We start from the raw sequence: 14,342 nt of genomic DNA, 5'->3' as shown, positions 1-14,342 counted from the left end.
CGCCTAGCGCTCCGCCTCGGCTTCGATGGCTTCCATGTCTTCGTCGGAAAAGCCGAAATGATGGCCGATCTCGTGGACCAGCACATGGGTGACGATCGCGCCCAGGCTCTCGTCGTTCTCGGCCCAGTAGTCGAGGATCGGACGGCGGTAGAGATGGATGGTGTTGGGCATCTGGCCGGTCTGCGGGGCATAGCCCTGCTGCGGCAGGCCGATGCCGCTGAACAGGCCGAGGATGTCGAAGGGGCTCTCGGCCTCGAGCTCCTTCAGCACCTCGTCCTCGGGGAATTCGGTGACATTGAAGATGACATCGCTGCAGAGCGCGCGGAATGCATCCGGCAAGTGGTCGAACGCCGCCTGCGCCAGTAACTCGAACTCGGCGATGGAAGGCGCTTTTGCGCCATCCCAACCGATGTCGGAGCTAGCTTGCGCGTGAGCGCTCGCACTGGCCGTGGCCGAGACTGAAGGCACGCTTCCCATCACCAGATCTTCAATTGATGGCCGAGCCAATAGGCCAGCGCGATCACGCCAAGCAGCGACAGGGACCGGCCGATGCGCCGGCCCCAGAGCTCGATCCTGTCGCCATCGGGCGCATCGCCGCCGGAAAAATGCTCGGCGGCGCGGCCCATGGAGGAACTGAGCAGGCTCTCGCTGTCGCGCTTGACGCGGTCGAGGGCGGCCTGGGCCTCGGCGGCGCGCGCGGTTTCGCGGGGGTCGTTCGACATGCTCGTTACCCCCGCTTACCCCTCACCCCAACAGCCTGACATCGACGAAGTGGCCGGCAAGCGCCGCGGCTGCCGCCATCTGCGGCGAGACCAGATGCGTCCTGCCCTTGTAGCCCTGGCGCCCTTCGAAATTGCGGTTCGAGGTCGAGGCGGCGCGCTGGCCCGGCTTGAGCTGGTCGGGGTTCATCGCCAGGCACATCGAGCAGCCCGGCTCGCGCCATTCGAAGCCGGCCGCGAGGAAGATCTTGTCCAGCCCTTCCTGCTCCGCCTGCTGCTTCACGAGACCCGAGCCCGGCACGATCATGGCGTAGTCGAGCGAGCCCGCGATCTTCTTGCCCTCGACGATCTTGGCGACGGCGCGCAGGTCCTCGATGCGGCCATTGGTGCAGGAGCCGATCCAGATCACGTCGAGCGGGATGTCGATGATCTTGGTGCCGGCGGCCAGGCCCATATAGTCGAGCGCGCGCTGCTTGGAGGTGCGCTTGGTCTCGTCCTCGATCAGGGCGGGATCGGGCACAGCGCCCGCGACCGAGATGACGTCCTCCGGGCTCGTGCCCCAGGAGACGATCGGCGGCAGGTTGTTGGCATCGAGCCGGACGATGCGGTCGAAATGCGCGCCCTCGTCGCTGTAGAGCGTCTCCCAATAGCGCAGCGCTGCCTCCCAGGCCGCGCCCTTGGGCGCCTTGGGACGGCCGTTCAGATAGGCGAAGGCCTTCTCGTCGGGCGCGACCATGCCGGCGCGCGCGCCGCCCTCGATCGACATGTTGCACAGCGTCATGCGGCCCTCCATCGAGAGCGCGCGGATGGCATCGCCGGCATATTCGATGACCGAGCCGGTGCCGCCGGCCGTGCCGGTCTCACCGATGATGGCGAGCGTGATGTCCTTGGCGGTGACGCCCTTGGCGAGCGTGCCGTCCACCTGGACGAGCATGTTCTTGGCCTTCTTCTGGATCAGCGTCTGGGTGGCGAGCACATGCTCGACCTCCGAGGTGCCGATGCCATGCGCCAGCGCCCCGAAAGCGCCATGCGTCGAGGTGTGGCTGTCGCCGCAGACGATGGTGGTGCCGGGCAGGGTGAAGCCCTGCTCGGGGCCGACGATGTGGACGATGCCCTGGCGGATATCGAGCTCGTTGAAATACTCGACGCCGAAATCCTTGGCGTTCCTGGCCAGCGCCTCGACCTGGATGCGGCTTTCCTCTTCGGTGATGCCCTTGCTGCGGTCGGTCGTCGGGATGTTGTGGTCGACGACGGCCAGCGTCTTGTGCGGGGCATGGACCTTGCGGCCGGTCAGGCGCAGCCCCTCGAAGGCCTGCGGGCTCGTGACCTCATGGACGAGGTGGCGGTCGATATAGAGCAGGCAGGTTCCGTCCTCCTGCCGGTCGACGATGTGGTCGTCGAAGATCTTGTCGTACAGCGTGCGTGGGGTGGCGTTGGACGTCATGACGTGGTGGCCTCTGTCGGATACCGAGAATGTCTTACGGGTATCGGGATGTCTTGCGGATATTGGGATGTCTCGAACGGCCCGGCTCATGCCGGAGGGCGCAGCGCAACGGCCTGTCGCCGGCCGAAAATGGCCGGTCTCAGGCGCGCGTAAGGCCTGCGGCGATCGACGCCGTGAAACGTCCGAAGAAGCGCCAGGGCAGGCGGGCGTGATCGTCGAGCGCGACAAAGTCCTGCGTCGTCGGCAGGGCAGGCAGATGGCCTTCACCCTGGACGGCGCAGACGCGCAGCATCGATCGATCGGAACGCAGTGACATGAGGGAGTGTCTAGCAGTTCTAAGGTGGCGCGACAATCGAGATGCGAGCCCGCGAGATACAGCCGCGCGTGGCGTGCATGCCGCAATGGGATAGATGCCTCGCGACCGCCATGCTGATAAGCAGGGATCGGTGCGCCCGAGCCGGGGCTCAGGCGACGAAGCGAGGTGTGGTGATGCTCAGGTTCTTTCCCTTCATGGTGCTGGCGGTGCTGGTCTACGCCGTCGTCATCGCCGTCATGGGGCAGCCGCTGGGGCGCGAAGTCCTCGGCTTCGGCCTGCCGTCGGGCGTGCGCTTTTCGCTGACGGTGAGCGAGCTCCTGCTCTTCGTCGCGACGATCGTGTTGTTCTTCGAGGTCATGAACGCGGCCAGCGCGAAGACGAACTCGATCCTCAATCACGGCCTCTCGATGCTGGTCTTCCTCGCCTGCTTCATTGCCTTCCTGCTGCTGCCGGCCTTCGGCACGGGTACGTTCCTGATCATCACGCTGATGTGTCTGGTCGATGTCATTGCCGGCTATTCGATCAGCATCCTGACGGCCCGGCGCGACATGACCTTCGGGGCGCAGGAGTAGGCGTTCTCGCCAGGGAGTCTCCGCGTCATTGCGAGCGTAAGCGAAGCAATCCAGAGCGGCAGCGTGCTACGCCCCCCTGGATTGCTTCGCTTACGCTCGCAATGACGGAGGCGCCATCGCGTCGTCGGTCGGCGGATTGCCAAAACAAAAACGCGGCCCCGAAGGACCGCGTTTTTCAAATCTCTTGCGCAAATCTCTTGCGATGAAGCCGAAGCTTACTTCGCGGCGACCTTGTCGCCCTTCGGCGCGCGGGGCTCGACGCGCTCGGCGATACGGGCCGACTTGCCGCGGCGATCGCGCAGGTAATACAGCTTGGCGCGGCGCACCTTGCCCTTGCGGACGACCTTGATGGAATCGATGTTCGGCGAGAAGAGCGGGAACACGCGCTCGACGCCCTCGCCATAGGAAATCTTGCGGACAGTGAAGGCCTGGTTCAGGCCGCCGCCATTGCGCGCGATGCAGACGCCTTCATAAGCCTGGACACGGCTACGCTCGCCTTCCTTGACCTTGACGTTGACCTGCACGGTGTCGCCGGGCTGGAAATGCGGGATCTCGCGACCTTCGCTGAGCTTGGCGATTTGCTCTTTGTCGAGCTGTTCGATGATGTTCACGGGTCTCTCCAATAGCCGTTGTCGCGCTTGAGCTGCGCGGGCGTTCGGCACGCTGTTTTCAGTTGTGAGCGGGGCCATACAGCAGAGTCGGGCGCTTGTCGAGCGCGGGCCTTCGCAAAGGCTTGGCCGGCCAGGGAAAGCGAGGCTTGGCGAGGCTTGGCGAGGCTTGGCGAGGCCCTTGCCGAGGTGCATAGCGGTACGCAACAACAATGACAGTATCCAGGGTCGAAAACCATGCCTGAAAGCCTCCACAAGATCGCCCTCGTCACAGGCGCCGCGCGCGGCATCGGGCTTGCCACCGCGAGGCGTTTTCTCTCCGAGGGCTGGCGGGTCGCGCTGCTCGATATCGAGGGCGAAGTGCTGGCGCAGGCCGTGGCCGAGATCGCGCGGCCCGAAGCGACGCTGGCGCTGACCTGCGACCTTGGCGACCCCGAGCAGATTACCGCTGCCTTCGCCGCGCTGACGGCCCGCTTCGGACGGCTCGATGCATTGGTGAACAATGCCGGCACGGCAGTGTTCAAGCCGCTGCTGGAAACCACTCATGAAGAATGGAACCGCGTGCTCGCCGTCAACCTGACCGGTCCGTTCCTGACCGTGCAGGCGGCCGCACCGCTGATGGCCGATACCGGCGGCGGCGCGATCGTCAACATCACCTCGATCTCGGGCCTGCGCGCCTCGACGCTGCGGGTCGCCTACGGCACCAGCAAGGCCGGGCTCGCCCATCTCACCAAGCAGCAGGCGGCGGAGCTCGCCAGCTTGGGTATCCGCGTCAACGCGGTCGCGCCCGGCCCGGTCGATACCGCCATGGCCAAGGCGGTGCACTCGGCCGAAATCCGCGCCGACTACCGCGACGCCATCCCGCTCGCTCGCTACGGGCTGGAGGAGGAACTGGCCGAGGCAATTTTCTTTCTGTGCAGCGACAGGGCGAGCTACATCACCGGGCAGGTTCTGGCGGTCGATGGCGGGTTCGACGCGGTCGGCATCGGGCTGGCGACGCTGCGTGGGGAAAGGCGGAATCGCTGAGACCGGGAAACAGAACAGAGAACCCTCTCCACCCCAGGTCGGATGTTTCCGACTTGGGCCACTATCTCTGCCAATCTCGGGCAGGCCGCCGCTCTCGACAAGACGGGCCAGAAGATAGGCCCCCCTTTTTCAAGGCGGCGGTCCCCAAACCGCCCCAGCGACACATCCATCTCTCATCTCCCGCCCAACAACCCCGACGGAATCAGACTCCCATGCAATCTTCAACCACGATGTGTGAATGCCGTAGCCTGTAAGGAGAGGGGTTCCCCGCGCCTCCTTGTGCGAGCCAACTTTCCGCTTGCGCTGCCTCCCGAACGGCGCGAACCTGCCCTTCGAAATCCCTCTTCGACGGCCGCCCGACCCCTGTCGGGCCTGAGCGACCGCCGCCTTTCTGGCGTGGGCGCTTCACTTGTCTTCCCTCGCCGGTTCCTGCCGCGTCGGAGCCCTGAGCCCAACGGCTTCTCGCCCCTTCGCGGCCAATGACCGAAGGAGGAAGCCATGGCTGCGACATCCCGGAACGAAGGAAACGCAAACGGAGTCAGAGGCGGGGGCCCGCGATGCATCGCCATCGTCGGCCCCTTTCAGAGCGGCAAGACGACCCTGCTCGAAAGCATCCTGGAGCGCTGCGGCGGCGTCTCCCGCGCGGGCTCGGTCAAGACCGGCAACAGCGTCGGCGATGCGAGTGCGGAGGCCCGCTCGCATCAGATGAGTACGGAGCTCAACGTTGCCTCCGTCGAATTTCTCGGCGAGCGCTTCCAGTTCGTCGATTGTCCCGGCTCCGTCGAGTTCCTGCACGAGATGCGCCATGTCCTGCCGGTGATCGACGCCGCGGTGGTGGTCTGCGAGGCGGATGACCGCAAGGCGCCGGCGCTCGAACTCGTGCTGCGCGAGCTCGAGGAAGCGGATATTCCGCGCTTCCTGTTCCTGAACAAGATCGACACCGCCTCGCGCCGGGTGCGCGAGACGCTCGGCATCCTGCAGCGCGCCTCGCGCACGCCCCTGCTGCTGCGCCAGATCCCGATCTGGCAGAAGGGCATCGCGGTCGGCTTCATCGATCTCGCGCTGGAGCGCGCCTTCATCTACCGCGAGCATGCGCCCAGCGAGATCGTGCCGCTCGTCTCCGAGGAGACGGGGCGCGAGAAGGAAGCGCGCTTCTCGATGCTGGAGAAACTCGCCGATTACGACGACGCGCTGATGGAGGATCTGCTCGGCGACATGGAGCCGCCGCGCGACCGCATCTTCGACGATCTCGCGCGGGAATTGCAGCATCGCCATGTCGTGCCCGTGCTGATCGGCTCGGCCGAGCGCGGCAATGGCGTGACGCGCCTGCTCAAGGCGCTGCGGCACGAGGCTCCCGGCCTTGGCGAGACGCGTGGACGCATCGGCGTCGTGGCCGAGGGCGCGCCGCTCGCGCAGGTGATGAAGACCTGGCATTCCGGCCAGGGCGGCAAGGTCTCGCTTGCCCGCATGCTGCGCGGCAGGCTGGCGGAGGGCGATGTCGTGACCTCGTCGGGCGGCGTCGAGGCGCGGATCGCAGGCGTGCTTGCGGTCAAGGGCATGGAGCAGACGCGCAAGCCGGCGGCGGAGGAGGGCGAGATCGCCGCCTTCGCGCGGCTCGAAGGCGTGGTGACCGGGGATGCCCTGACGCTGGGCAAGCTGCGCGCGAGCGTGGTGAGCTCGGTCGCGCCGCCCGAAGCTGTGCATGCGCTGGCTGTCTCGGTGAAGGACCGCAAGGACGATGTCAGGCTGGCGGCGGCGCTGGCGCGATTGGCGGAGGAGGATACCGCGCTGACGCTCACGCATCTGCCGGAGTTCGGCGAGATGCGCCTGTCCGGCCAGGGTGAGATGCATCTGCGCGTCACGCTGGAGCGGCTCGCCGGGCGCTATGGCGTGTCCGTCGAGAGCAGTCCGCCGCAGATCGGTCATCGCGAGACCATCCGGGGCAAGGCCGGCGCGCGCGGCCGGCACCGCAAGCAGAGCGGCGGGCATGGGCAATATGGCGATGTGGTGCTGGAGGTCTCAGCCCTCCCGCGCGGCGAGGGTATTCGCTTCGTCGATCGCATCACCGGCGGCGTGGTACCCCGGCAATATATCGCCTCCGTCGAGGCCGGCATGCGCGATTTCTGCCAGAACGGGCCGCTCGGCTTTCCGCTGGTCGATATCGAGGTGACGCTGACCGACGGCTCCTATCACACGGTCGATTCCTCCGACATGGCGTTCAGGCAGGCGGCGCGTATCGCCATGGGCGAGGCCGTGCCGCAGGCGAAGCCCGTGCTGCTGGAGCCGATCCTGGCTGTCGAGGTGGTGATCCCCTCCGAGGCGATGTCGCGGGCCTCGGCCATCGTCTCGAGCCGGCGCGGACAGATCCTCGGCTATGATTCGCGGCCGGGCTGGCGCGGCTGGGACCAGATCAATGCGCTGATCCCCGAGGCGGAGATGCCGGGGCTGATCGTCGAGCTGCGCTCGGCGACAGCCGGGGTCGGTTCGTTCAGCGCCCGCTTCAACCATCTTGCCGAACTCGCCGGCAAGCCGGCCGAGGCGATCGTTGCCTCGCATGCCCTGGCGCAGGCGCGATGAAGGGTCTGGGATCTGAAAGGTTCATATCTAAACCTTTTTGTGTATTCTTGGGGGCGGGCGCTTGCGCCCGCCCGTTCAGTTCCGCACTGTATGGTCATGAAAAAACACTGGCACGGCCGTTCCTGCGGTCGCAAAGCCGGCGATATGGGAGGATATGACCATGAATGCGATAAGCGCCGCCGCGGCGAAGCCTGACCCGCGTCCCTGGTTGGCGCAATATCCCGCTGCCGTGCCGCCGGAACTCGATGCGACCAAGGTCGGCACATTGGCCGATCTTGTCCACGCCGCCTGCACGACCTATGCCGCGCGCCCGGCCTTCGAGAGCTTCGGCAAGACGATCAGCTTCGCCGAGACCGGCCGCGCCGCACAGGCCTTCGCCGCCTGGCTGCAGGCGCAGGGCTTCAAGAAGGGCGATCGCATCGCGCTGATGATGCCCAACATCCTGGCCTATCCGGCGACGATCTTCGGGGCGCTCATCGGCGGCTTCACCGTCGTCAACATCAACCCGCTCTACACGGCGCGCGAGTTGACGCACCAGATCAACGATTCCGGCGCTCGCGTGCTGGTGGTGATCGAGAACTTCGCCCATGTCGTCGAGGAGGCGAAGCCCAACCTCAAGCTCGACGCCATCGTCATCGCCACTGCCGGCGACTTGATGGGCTTCAAGGGCACGATCGTCAATTTCGTCGCCCGCAAGATCAAGAAGGTGGTCAAATCCTTCAACCTGCCGGGCTCGATCTCGCTCAAGGGCATCCTGGCGGGGCCGAGCGTGATGGCGCCGGTCACGGTTAGCCCGGACGACGTCGCCTTCCTGCAATATACCGGCGGCACGACCGGCGTCGCGAAGGGTGCGACGCTGACGCATCGCAACGTCGCCTCCAATGTCGAGCAATGCGCCTTGTGGCTGGGCTGGGCGCTGGAGCCGCCGCTGGGCCGCAGCGACTACCAGCACGTCATGGTCACGGCCCTGCCGCTCTACCACATCTTCGCGCTGACATGCTGCTGCATGTTCATGCTGCGCATTGGCGCCAAGGGGCTGCTGATCGCCAATCCGCGCGACATAGCCGGCTTCGTCAAACTGCTGAAGACGAGCCGGATCACGCTCTTTTCCGGCGTCAACACGCTCTACAACGCATTGGCGAACCACCCGGAGATCCGCCAGGTGAATTTCGAGGAGCTGCGCTTTGCGGTTGCCGGTGGCATGGCGACGCAAGCCGCCGTCGCCCGGCACTGGAAGGAAGTCACCGGCCGGCCGATCGTCGAGGGCTATGGCCTGTCGGAGACCTCGCCGGTGGCTTCGGCGAACCGGCCCGACATTTCCGAGTTCACCGGCACGATCGGCTATCCGCTGCCCTCGACCGATTTCGCCATCCGCGATGCCGAGGGCCACGACATGGCGCCTGGCGAGCCTGGCGAGATCTGCATCCGCGGGCCGCAGGTCATGGTCGGCTACTGGAATCGCCCCGACGAGACGCAGAAGGTGATGACCGCCGACGGCTATTTCCGCTCGGGCGATGTCGGCGTGCTGTTGCCCGACGGACAGATCAAGATCGTCGACCGGATGAAGGACATGGTCCTGGTCTCGGGCTTCAACGTCTATCCCAACGAGGTCGAGGAGGTGCTCGCCAGCCATCCCGGCGTGCTGGAGGCAGCCGTGATCGGCCTGCCCGACGAGCATTCCGGCGAGGCCGTCACCGCCTTCGTGGTCAAGAAGGACGAAGCGCTGACCGCCGAGGCCCTGCGCGCCTTCTGCAAGGACAGCCTGACCGGCTATAAGGTGCCCAAGCAGATCGTCTTCCGCGACAGCCTGCCCAAGACCAATGTCGGCAAGGTGCTGCGCCGCGCGCTGCGCGAGGAGGTCGCCTCCCACAAATGAGGTGGCGGCAGCTTGATCGCGCGGAGGGCGATGGCTAGTTTGCCTCGCCAAGGCCGAAGGCCTGCGCCATCCGCCGCGCGCATCCGCGCGCCGACGAAAAGGTTGCTGATTGCCCCGTCGCCTTCTCGAACTCCCGCTGCTGCGCCGGCTGAAGCCTGGGCTCTATGTCCATGACGAGGAGGCGCTGAACGCGGAGCCGGCGCTCGATTTGCTGGCTGAGCCGATCACGCCGATCGACGCCTTCTTCATCCGCAACAATGGCGATCTGCCCGAGACCGGGCCGGCCGAGGCCTGGCGGCTGACGATCGATGGCGAGGTCGAGCGGCCGCTGGTCTGGTCGATCGCCGAACTGCGGGCGCGCTTCGAGACCGTCACCGTCACCGCCGTACTCGAATGCGCCGGCAATGGCCGCTCGCAATTCTCACCCACGACCGACGGCTTGCCCTGGCGGCTCGGCGCTGTCGGCTGCGCGCGCTGGACCGGTGTCAGGCTGAAGGATGTGCTGGAGGCGTCCGGCGTGAAGGCGGGCGCCGTCTATACCGCGCATTACGCGCCCGACCGGAACCTGTCGGATCCATTGCGGCCGGCCTTGTCGCGCGGCTTGCCGATCGCCAAGGCGCTGGCGACGGAGACGCTGATCGCCTTCGCGATGAACGACGAGCCTCTGCCGCCGCTGCATGGCGGGCCGCTGCGCATCGTCGCGCCCGGTTTTCCCGGCTCGGCCTGGCAGAAGTGGCTCGACCGGATTTCGGTGCGCGATGTCGAACATGACGGCGAGAAAATGCGCGGCACGGATTATCGGATGCCCCAGACACCGGTGAAGCCGGGCGAGGCGATCGATCCGGCCCGGTTTTCCGTCATCACCGACATGCCGGTGAAATCGCTGATCACGGCGCCGGCGCATGGGTTCAGCGTCGCGGTGGGATCGATCCTTGTCGTCGAAGGCTTTGCCTGGAGCGGAGCGATCCCGCTGGCGGGTCTGCGTGCCTCCTGCGATGGCGGGGCAAGCTGGCTCGAGGCGGAGCTCGGGGATAGCGAGGGGCCGTTCGCCTGGCGACGCTTCCGCTTGGGTTTCACCATCGAGCGGGCGGGACCGCTTTCGATCGTGACGCAGGCGCGCGATGTCGAGGGGAATGTCCAGCCTTTCGAGACGCCATGGAATCCGCGCGGCTACTGCAACAATCAGATGCAGCGGGTGTGCGGCGCGGCGCGGTAAGGAGGCGAACCTGGGCTGGGAGATCGTGGCGACGGCTTGGTATCCGACCTGAAATGAACTAAGTTAGTTCGATCCGGCGGAGCACGCGATGAAGACGGTCAATATCCATGCCGCAAAGACACATCTGTCTCGCCTTGTCGAAGAGGCGGCGGCGGGGGATGAGATCATCCTTGCCAAACACGGCAAGCCGATCGCACGGCTCGTGCCGCTTGCAGCAGAGCCGAAGAAGCGGGAGTTGGGCCGCCTCGCAGGAAAGATAAAAGTACCCGATAACTTCGACGACCCGCTGCCCGATGAGGCTTTGAAGCTCTTTTTGGGCGGCTGATGCGTCTTCTGCTCGATACGCATGTCCTGATCTGGGCCATATCGGCGCCGCAGCGGCTGGGCGATCAGGCGCGTCGCGATATTTCCAGCCAGAAGAATGCGGTATTCTTCAGTGCGGCCAGCATCTGGGAGATTGCGATCAAGGCGGCCCTGCGTCGCTCCGATTTCGAGATCGACCCGTATGAGGTGATTGCGGAAGCGGTGGCGCTTGGTTTTGGAGAGCTTGCGATAGGCTCGCAGGTTGCCGCTGGCGTCAAAGACCTACCGGCTATTCATCTCGATCCGTTCGATCGCTTGCTGGTGGTGCAGGCGATGGCCGAGCCTTGCATCTTGCTGACGGCCGATCACAAATTGGCAGCTTACTCGGATTTGGTGCGGTTGGTCTGAAACGCTTCGCGTTACGCTGCGATCAACGCCTTTTCATCCGCCTCTAGCGTCAGGACGGCCACGATCTCGCCCGGTGCGACATCGCGCTGGAAGCGCACGAGCGTGAAATCCTCGGCGCGGCCGGTGTTGCCGCGTTCGGTCAGCACCGAGAGCGGCCGGCCGAGGCGGGCGTCGAGGTGCTGCCGGTGGGCGTCGCGAGCGGCTTCGCGCAAGCGGCTCGCCCGTTCCGAGACGATGCCACCCGGCAATTGCGGCATGCGCGCGGCCGGCGTGCCCGGGCGCGGCGAATAGGGGAAGACGTGGACGAAGCTCAGGCCGCATTCCTCGACCAAGGAGAGCGAGCGCGAGAACATGGCCTCGTCCTCGGTCGGGAAGCCGGCGATCAAATCGGCGCCGAAGACGATATCAGGCCGTAAGCCCCGCATCTCCGCGCAGAAGCGGATAGCATCCTCGCGACCGTGCCGGCGCTTCATCCGCTTCAGGATCAGATCGTCTCCGGCCTGCAGCGAGAGATGCAGATGCGGCATCAGGCGCGGTTCGGTCGCGATCGCCCCGAGGAGTTCGTCATCGACCTCGACCGCATCGATCGAGGAGAGGCGCAGGCGCGGCAATTCGGGCACGGCGCGCAGGATCGCCTGGACCAGCCGGCCCAATGTCGGCGCATCCCGCAGGTCGCGGCCATAGCTCGTCAGGTCGACACCCGTCAGCACGATCTCTCTCGCGCCGGCCTCGCTCAGCCTGCGGCATTGCGCGACCGCCTCGCTCAGCGCAAGCGAACGCGAATTGCCCCGGCCGAACGGGATGACGCAGAAGGTGCAGCGATGGTCGCAGCCGTTCTGGACCTGGATGAAGCCGCGTGTATGGGCGGCAAAGCGGCCGGTCCGGGCATCGGATAGGGTCGTCTGCGCCATGATGTCGGAGACGGCGATCTTGTCGTCGGCTGCGGCCTCTGCGTCGCCGCGCAGGCTGTTGGAGCAGGCGAGCGCTGCCCAGGTCTCGGGCTTCATCTTCTCGGCATTGCCGAGAACGCGCGCGGTTTCCGGCATGGCGGCGAAGCGGGCGGGCTCGATCTGCGCGGCGCAGCCCGTGACTACCACTGGCCGGCCGGGCTGCTCGCGCTTCAATCGGCGGATCGCCTGCCTGGCCTGGCGCGTCGCCTCACTGGTGACGGCGCAGCTGTTGACGATGGCGAGGTCGTCGAGGCCTGCGGCCTGCGCCCGCTCGCGGATCGCCTCGCTCTCGACGATGTTAAGGCGGCAGCCGAAGGTGACGACCTCCAGCGCCATCAGGCCGCCCTCTCGAACCAGTCCGGCTCGAGCACGCCCTCCCATTCGAAGGCGACCGGGCCGGTCATTAGCACATGGCCGTCGCGCTCGCGCCATTCGATGGTGAGATCGCCGCCGGGCAGGCTGACGACCGCCTTGCGGGCCGATAATTCGCGCCGCACCGCCGCGACCAGGGCCGCGCAGGCGCCCGAGCCGCAGGCCTGGGTGATGCCGGCGCCGCGCTCCCAGACGCGCAGCACGATATGATCGGGCGCCGTCACCGCCGCGAGCTCGATATTGGCGCGGTCGGGGAAGATCGGGTGGTTCTCCAGCAGCGGCCCGATCTGCTCCAGATTGAAGCGATAGGGATCGTCGACGAAGAAGACCGCATGCGGGTTGCCCATGTTGACCGCGCAGGGCGTGTGCAGGATCGGATCGTCGATCGGGCCGATCTGCAGTTCGAAATGGGCGGTGTCGTGGAACGGTTCGGCGAGCGGGATTTCGTCCCAGGCGAGGCGGGGGGCGCCCATGTCGACGGTGAAGACGAGCTCGCTCTCGCGCACCGCCGGCAGGAGGCCGGCCTTGGTCTGGAGCGTCAGCCTGGTCCTGGACGGATCGCCCATCGCGGGGTCGGCCATCATCGCCCAGGCGACGCAGCGCGTGCCGTTGCCGCAGGCGCCGGCTTCGGAGCCGTCGGTGTTGTAGATTCGGACATAGGCGTCGGTGCCGGGCGTCAGGGCGTCGTGCAGCACCATGAGCTGGTCGAAGCGGGCGCCGGGTTGCGCCGCAATGGCGCGGGCGTCGGATTCGCTGACGCGCAGCTGCGAACCACGCAGGTCGAGCACTGTGATCTGGTTGCCCAGACCGTTCATTTTCAGGAACCGGCGGGTTGCCAGAGCGTTCATTCGGTCACAGGTCCACAAACTACGGCGTCTATGAGGGAACCGACGCGAAAAAGCCACCCTTCGCCCGTTCTTGCGTGAAGGTGGACATTCTATGTTGCGCTGCAAGGGCGCGAATCGTTCTTTTTGGTCAGGACCATGATGATGCGGCATTCCCGGATTGGTGTTCTGGCGCTTTCTGCGCTGCTTGGTGCCTCCATGCCGGCCTTCGCGCAGACGCGCGTCGCGCCTCCGACGGCTGTCGAGTCCGCGCCGCTCGCGCCGCCCGCGGGTGCGGCCGCTCCTGCGCAGGCGCAGGCCGCCCCGCCAGTGGCCGAGCCGCAGCCGGTTCAGCCGCCCCCGGTGCTGCAGGGACCGGCCGCGCCGCAGCCCGTCCAGCCTCCGCCGGCGTCGCCGCTTCCGCCCGAGCCGCAGCCGGTGCAGCCGCCTCCGACCCTGCCGGCTCCCGGTCCGGCGCTGCCGGTGCCGCCCGTGCCGCTGCAGCAGACGGGTGTGCCTGATCCGAACGCGACGCTCGCCGGCAAGCGGGGCGATACGAGCGATGTCGACGCCATCCTGCTCGTCTCCAAGCCGGTGCTGTCGCTTGCCGGCCAGTCGAGCTGGGATCAGGGCTTTCAGCGCCTGAGCGAGAGTTTCAAGATCCTGCGCGAGGAGGCAGCCAAGGCCGGGCTGCCGATCGCCGGTCGGCCGCTGACGCTGTTCGTCGAAACCGACGATAACGGTTTCCGCTTCGAGGCGATGCTGCCGGTCGGGCAGGCGCCGGAGGGGGCGCGGACCTCGGAATTCGCGCGCGGCGTCAAGGTCGGCCTGTCGCCGGCGGGCCCCTCGCTGCGCTTCGTCCATGTCGCGCCCTATGACGACATCGACTCGACCTATGAGACGATCACGGCCTATCTCGAGGCCAAGAGCATCGTGGTGAAGGATGCCTTCCTCGAGGAGTATGTCAGCGACCTCAACGATCCCGGCGACCCGAACCTCGAGATCAACGTCTACGTCCAGCCGAAGTGAGTGCGGGGCGTATTCGGGCCTAGAGCGTCATTCTCGGGCTCGCGCGCCCCAAGAATCTCACGACCAGAGCGCTCTGGTCTACGAGATGGTCGGGTCAAGCCC

General features: G+C 66.4%; 15 protein-coding genes. 8 read left to right on the top strand and 7 right to left on the bottom strand.

Annotated elements, in window-relative coordinates; all coding sequences use genetic code 11:
- Positions 1-3 precede the first annotated feature (3 nt).
- The 4 genes from BHK69_RS26520 to BHK69_RS32770 form a co-directional block, all read right to left on the bottom strand.
- Entirely contained in the window at positions 4-477 is a 474-nt protein-coding gene (locus BHK69_RS26520) for a metallopeptidase family protein (protein WP_083269701.1), read from the bottom strand.
- Complete coding sequence (locus tag BHK69_RS26515; RefSeq protein WP_069692721.1) at positions 477-722, bottom strand: hypothetical protein; 246 nt, start codon at positions 720-722, stop codon at positions 477-479. The genes BHK69_RS26520 and BHK69_RS26515 overlap by 1 nt, the downstream gene beginning before the upstream one ends.
- A 22-nt stretch (positions 723-744) precedes the next feature.
- Positions 745-2,163, bottom strand: a complete 1,419-nt coding sequence (gene leuC / locus BHK69_RS26510; RefSeq protein ID WP_069692720.1) for a 3-isopropylmalate dehydratase large subunit — start codon at positions 2,161-2,163, stop codon at positions 745-747.
- Positions 2,164-2,302: 139 nt separating this feature from the next.
- Positions 2,303-2,479, bottom strand: a complete 177-nt coding sequence (locus tag BHK69_RS32770; RefSeq protein WP_158516284.1) for a hypothetical protein — start codon at positions 2,477-2,479, stop codon at positions 2,303-2,305.
- Between the two features lie 173 nt (positions 2,480-2,652).
- On the opposite strand from BHK69_RS32770, the gene BHK69_RS26505 reads away from it, so the two are divergent.
- Entirely contained in the window at positions 2,653-3,051 is a 399-nt protein-coding gene (locus BHK69_RS26505) for a hypothetical protein (protein WP_148663599.1), read from the top strand.
- Positions 3,052-3,266: 215 nt separating this feature from the next.
- Here BHK69_RS26505 and rplS read toward each other — a convergent pair whose 3' ends face one another.
- On the bottom strand, positions 3,267-3,662 hold the full coding sequence (rplS, locus tag BHK69_RS26500) for a 50S ribosomal protein L19 (protein WP_069692718.1): 396 nt from the start codon (positions 3,660-3,662) through the stop codon (positions 3,267-3,269).
- 234 nt (positions 3,663-3,896) lie between these two features.
- On the opposite strand from rplS, the gene BHK69_RS26495 reads away from it, so the two are divergent.
- The 6 genes from BHK69_RS26495 (at position 3,897) to BHK69_RS26470 (ending at position 11,065) form a co-directional block, all read left to right on the top strand.
- Entirely contained in the window at positions 3,897-4,685 is a 789-nt protein-coding gene (locus BHK69_RS26495; RefSeq protein ID WP_069692717.1) for an SDR family NAD(P)-dependent oxidoreductase, read from the top strand.
- Positions 4,686-5,183: 498 nt separating this feature from the next.
- Positions 5,184-7,262, top strand: a complete 2,079-nt coding sequence (locus BHK69_RS26490) for an elongation factor G (protein ID WP_069692716.1) — start codon at positions 5,184-5,186, stop codon at positions 7,260-7,262.
- Positions 7,263-7,422: 160 nt separating this feature from the next.
- Positions 7,423-9,138, top strand: coding sequence for an AMP-binding protein (locus BHK69_RS26485; protein WP_425285535.1), 1,716 nt, complete (start codon positions 7,423-7,425; stop codon positions 9,136-9,138).
- Positions 9,139-9,247: 109 nt separating this feature from the next.
- Positions 9,248-10,354 carry a sulfite oxidase gene (locus tag BHK69_RS26480; RefSeq protein ID WP_069692714.1) on the top strand — a complete coding sequence of 369 codons (1,107 nt, stop codon included), beginning with the start codon at positions 9,248-9,250 and terminating at the stop codon, positions 10,352-10,354.
- A gap of 88 nt (positions 10,355-10,442) precedes the next feature.
- Positions 10,443-10,679 (top strand): type II toxin-antitoxin system Phd/YefM family antitoxin, encoded by a 237-nt coding sequence (locus BHK69_RS26475; protein WP_069692713.1) that lies wholly within the window; start codon positions 10,443-10,445, stop codon positions 10,677-10,679.
- Entirely contained in the window at positions 10,679-11,065 is a 387-nt protein-coding gene (locus tag BHK69_RS26470; RefSeq protein ID WP_069692712.1) for a type II toxin-antitoxin system VapC family toxin, read from the top strand. The genes BHK69_RS26475 and BHK69_RS26470 overlap by 1 nt, the downstream gene beginning before the upstream one ends.
- Before the next feature lie 11 nt (positions 11,066-11,076).
- On the opposite strand, the gene mtaB is transcribed toward BHK69_RS26470, so the two are convergent.
- Both mtaB and dapF read right to left on the bottom strand, forming a co-directional pair.
- A complete protein-coding gene (gene mtaB, locus BHK69_RS26465; protein WP_069692711.1) occupies positions 11,077-12,351 on the bottom strand; it encodes a tRNA (N(6)-L-threonylcarbamoyladenosine(37)-C(2))-methylthiotransferase MtaB in 1,275 nt (424 codons plus the stop codon).
- Positions 12,351-13,235, bottom strand: coding sequence for a diaminopimelate epimerase (dapF, locus tag BHK69_RS26460; protein ID WP_069692710.1), 885 nt, complete (start codon positions 13,233-13,235; stop codon positions 12,351-12,353). The genes mtaB and dapF overlap by 1 nt, the downstream gene beginning before the upstream one ends.
- Positions 13,236-13,376: 141 nt before the next feature.
- Here dapF and BHK69_RS26455 point away from each other — a divergent pair, with 141 nt between their 5' ends.
- The gene (locus BHK69_RS26455) at positions 13,377-14,240 is read left to right on the top strand and encodes a GyrI-like domain-containing protein (RefSeq protein WP_148663598.1); all 864 of its coding nucleotides are present in this window, start codon (positions 13,377-13,379) and stop codon (positions 14,238-14,240) included.
- Positions 14,241-14,342 lie beyond the last annotated feature (102 nt).

Source organism: Bosea vaviloviae (assembly GCF_001741865.1).
GTDB classification, from domain to species: Bacteria; Pseudomonadota; Alphaproteobacteria; order Rhizobiales; family Beijerinckiaceae; genus Allobosea; species Allobosea vaviloviae.
Note: the sequence above shows the minus strand (reverse complement) of the source record. Positions and strands in the feature narration are given on the sequence as shown.

Bases quoted from the DNA above. Each gene is read 5' to 3' on its own strand.
- BHK69_RS26455 (WP_148663598.1), top strand. From the start codon at position 13,377: ATGCGGCATTCCCGGATTGGTGTTCTGGCGCTTTCTGCGCTGCTTGGT.
- BHK69_RS32770 (WP_158516284.1), bottom strand. From the start codon at position 2,479: ATGTCACTGCGTTCCGATCGATCGATGCTGCGCGTCTGCGCCGTCCAG.
- leuC (WP_069692720.1), bottom strand. From the start codon at position 2,163: ATGACGTCCAACGCCACCCCACGCACGCTGTACGACAAGATCTTCGAC.
- BHK69_RS26520 (WP_083269701.1), bottom strand. From the start codon at position 477: ATGGGAAGCGTGCCTTCAGTCTCGGCCACGGCCAGTGCGAGCGCTCAC.
- BHK69_RS26490 (WP_069692716.1), top strand. From the start codon at position 5,184: ATGGCTGCGACATCCCGGAACGAAGGAAACGCAAACGGAGTCAGAGGC.
- BHK69_RS26485 (WP_425285535.1), top strand. From the start codon at position 7,423: ATGAATGCGATAAGCGCCGCCGCGGCGAAGCCTGACCCGCGTCCCTGG.
- dapF (WP_069692710.1), bottom strand. From the start codon at position 13,235: ATGAACGCTCTGGCAACCCGCCGGTTCCTGAAAATGAACGGTCTGGGC.
- BHK69_RS26470 (WP_069692712.1), top strand. From the start codon at position 10,679: ATGCGTCTTCTGCTCGATACGCATGTCCTGATCTGGGCCATATCGGCG.
- BHK69_RS26475 (WP_069692713.1), top strand. From the start codon at position 10,443: ATGAAGACGGTCAATATCCATGCCGCAAAGACACATCTGTCTCGCCTT.
- BHK69_RS26505 (WP_148663599.1), top strand. From the start codon at position 2,653: ATGCTCAGGTTCTTTCCCTTCATGGTGCTGGCGGTGCTGGTCTACGCC.
- mtaB (WP_069692711.1), bottom strand. From the start codon at position 12,351: ATGGCGCTGGAGGTCGTCACCTTCGGCTGCCGCCTTAACATCGTCGAG.
- BHK69_RS26515 (WP_069692721.1), bottom strand. From the start codon at position 722: ATGTCGAACGACCCCCGCGAAACCGCGCGCGCCGCCGAGGCCCAGGCC.
- BHK69_RS26495 (WP_069692717.1), top strand. From the start codon at position 3,897: ATGCCTGAAAGCCTCCACAAGATCGCCCTCGTCACAGGCGCCGCGCGC.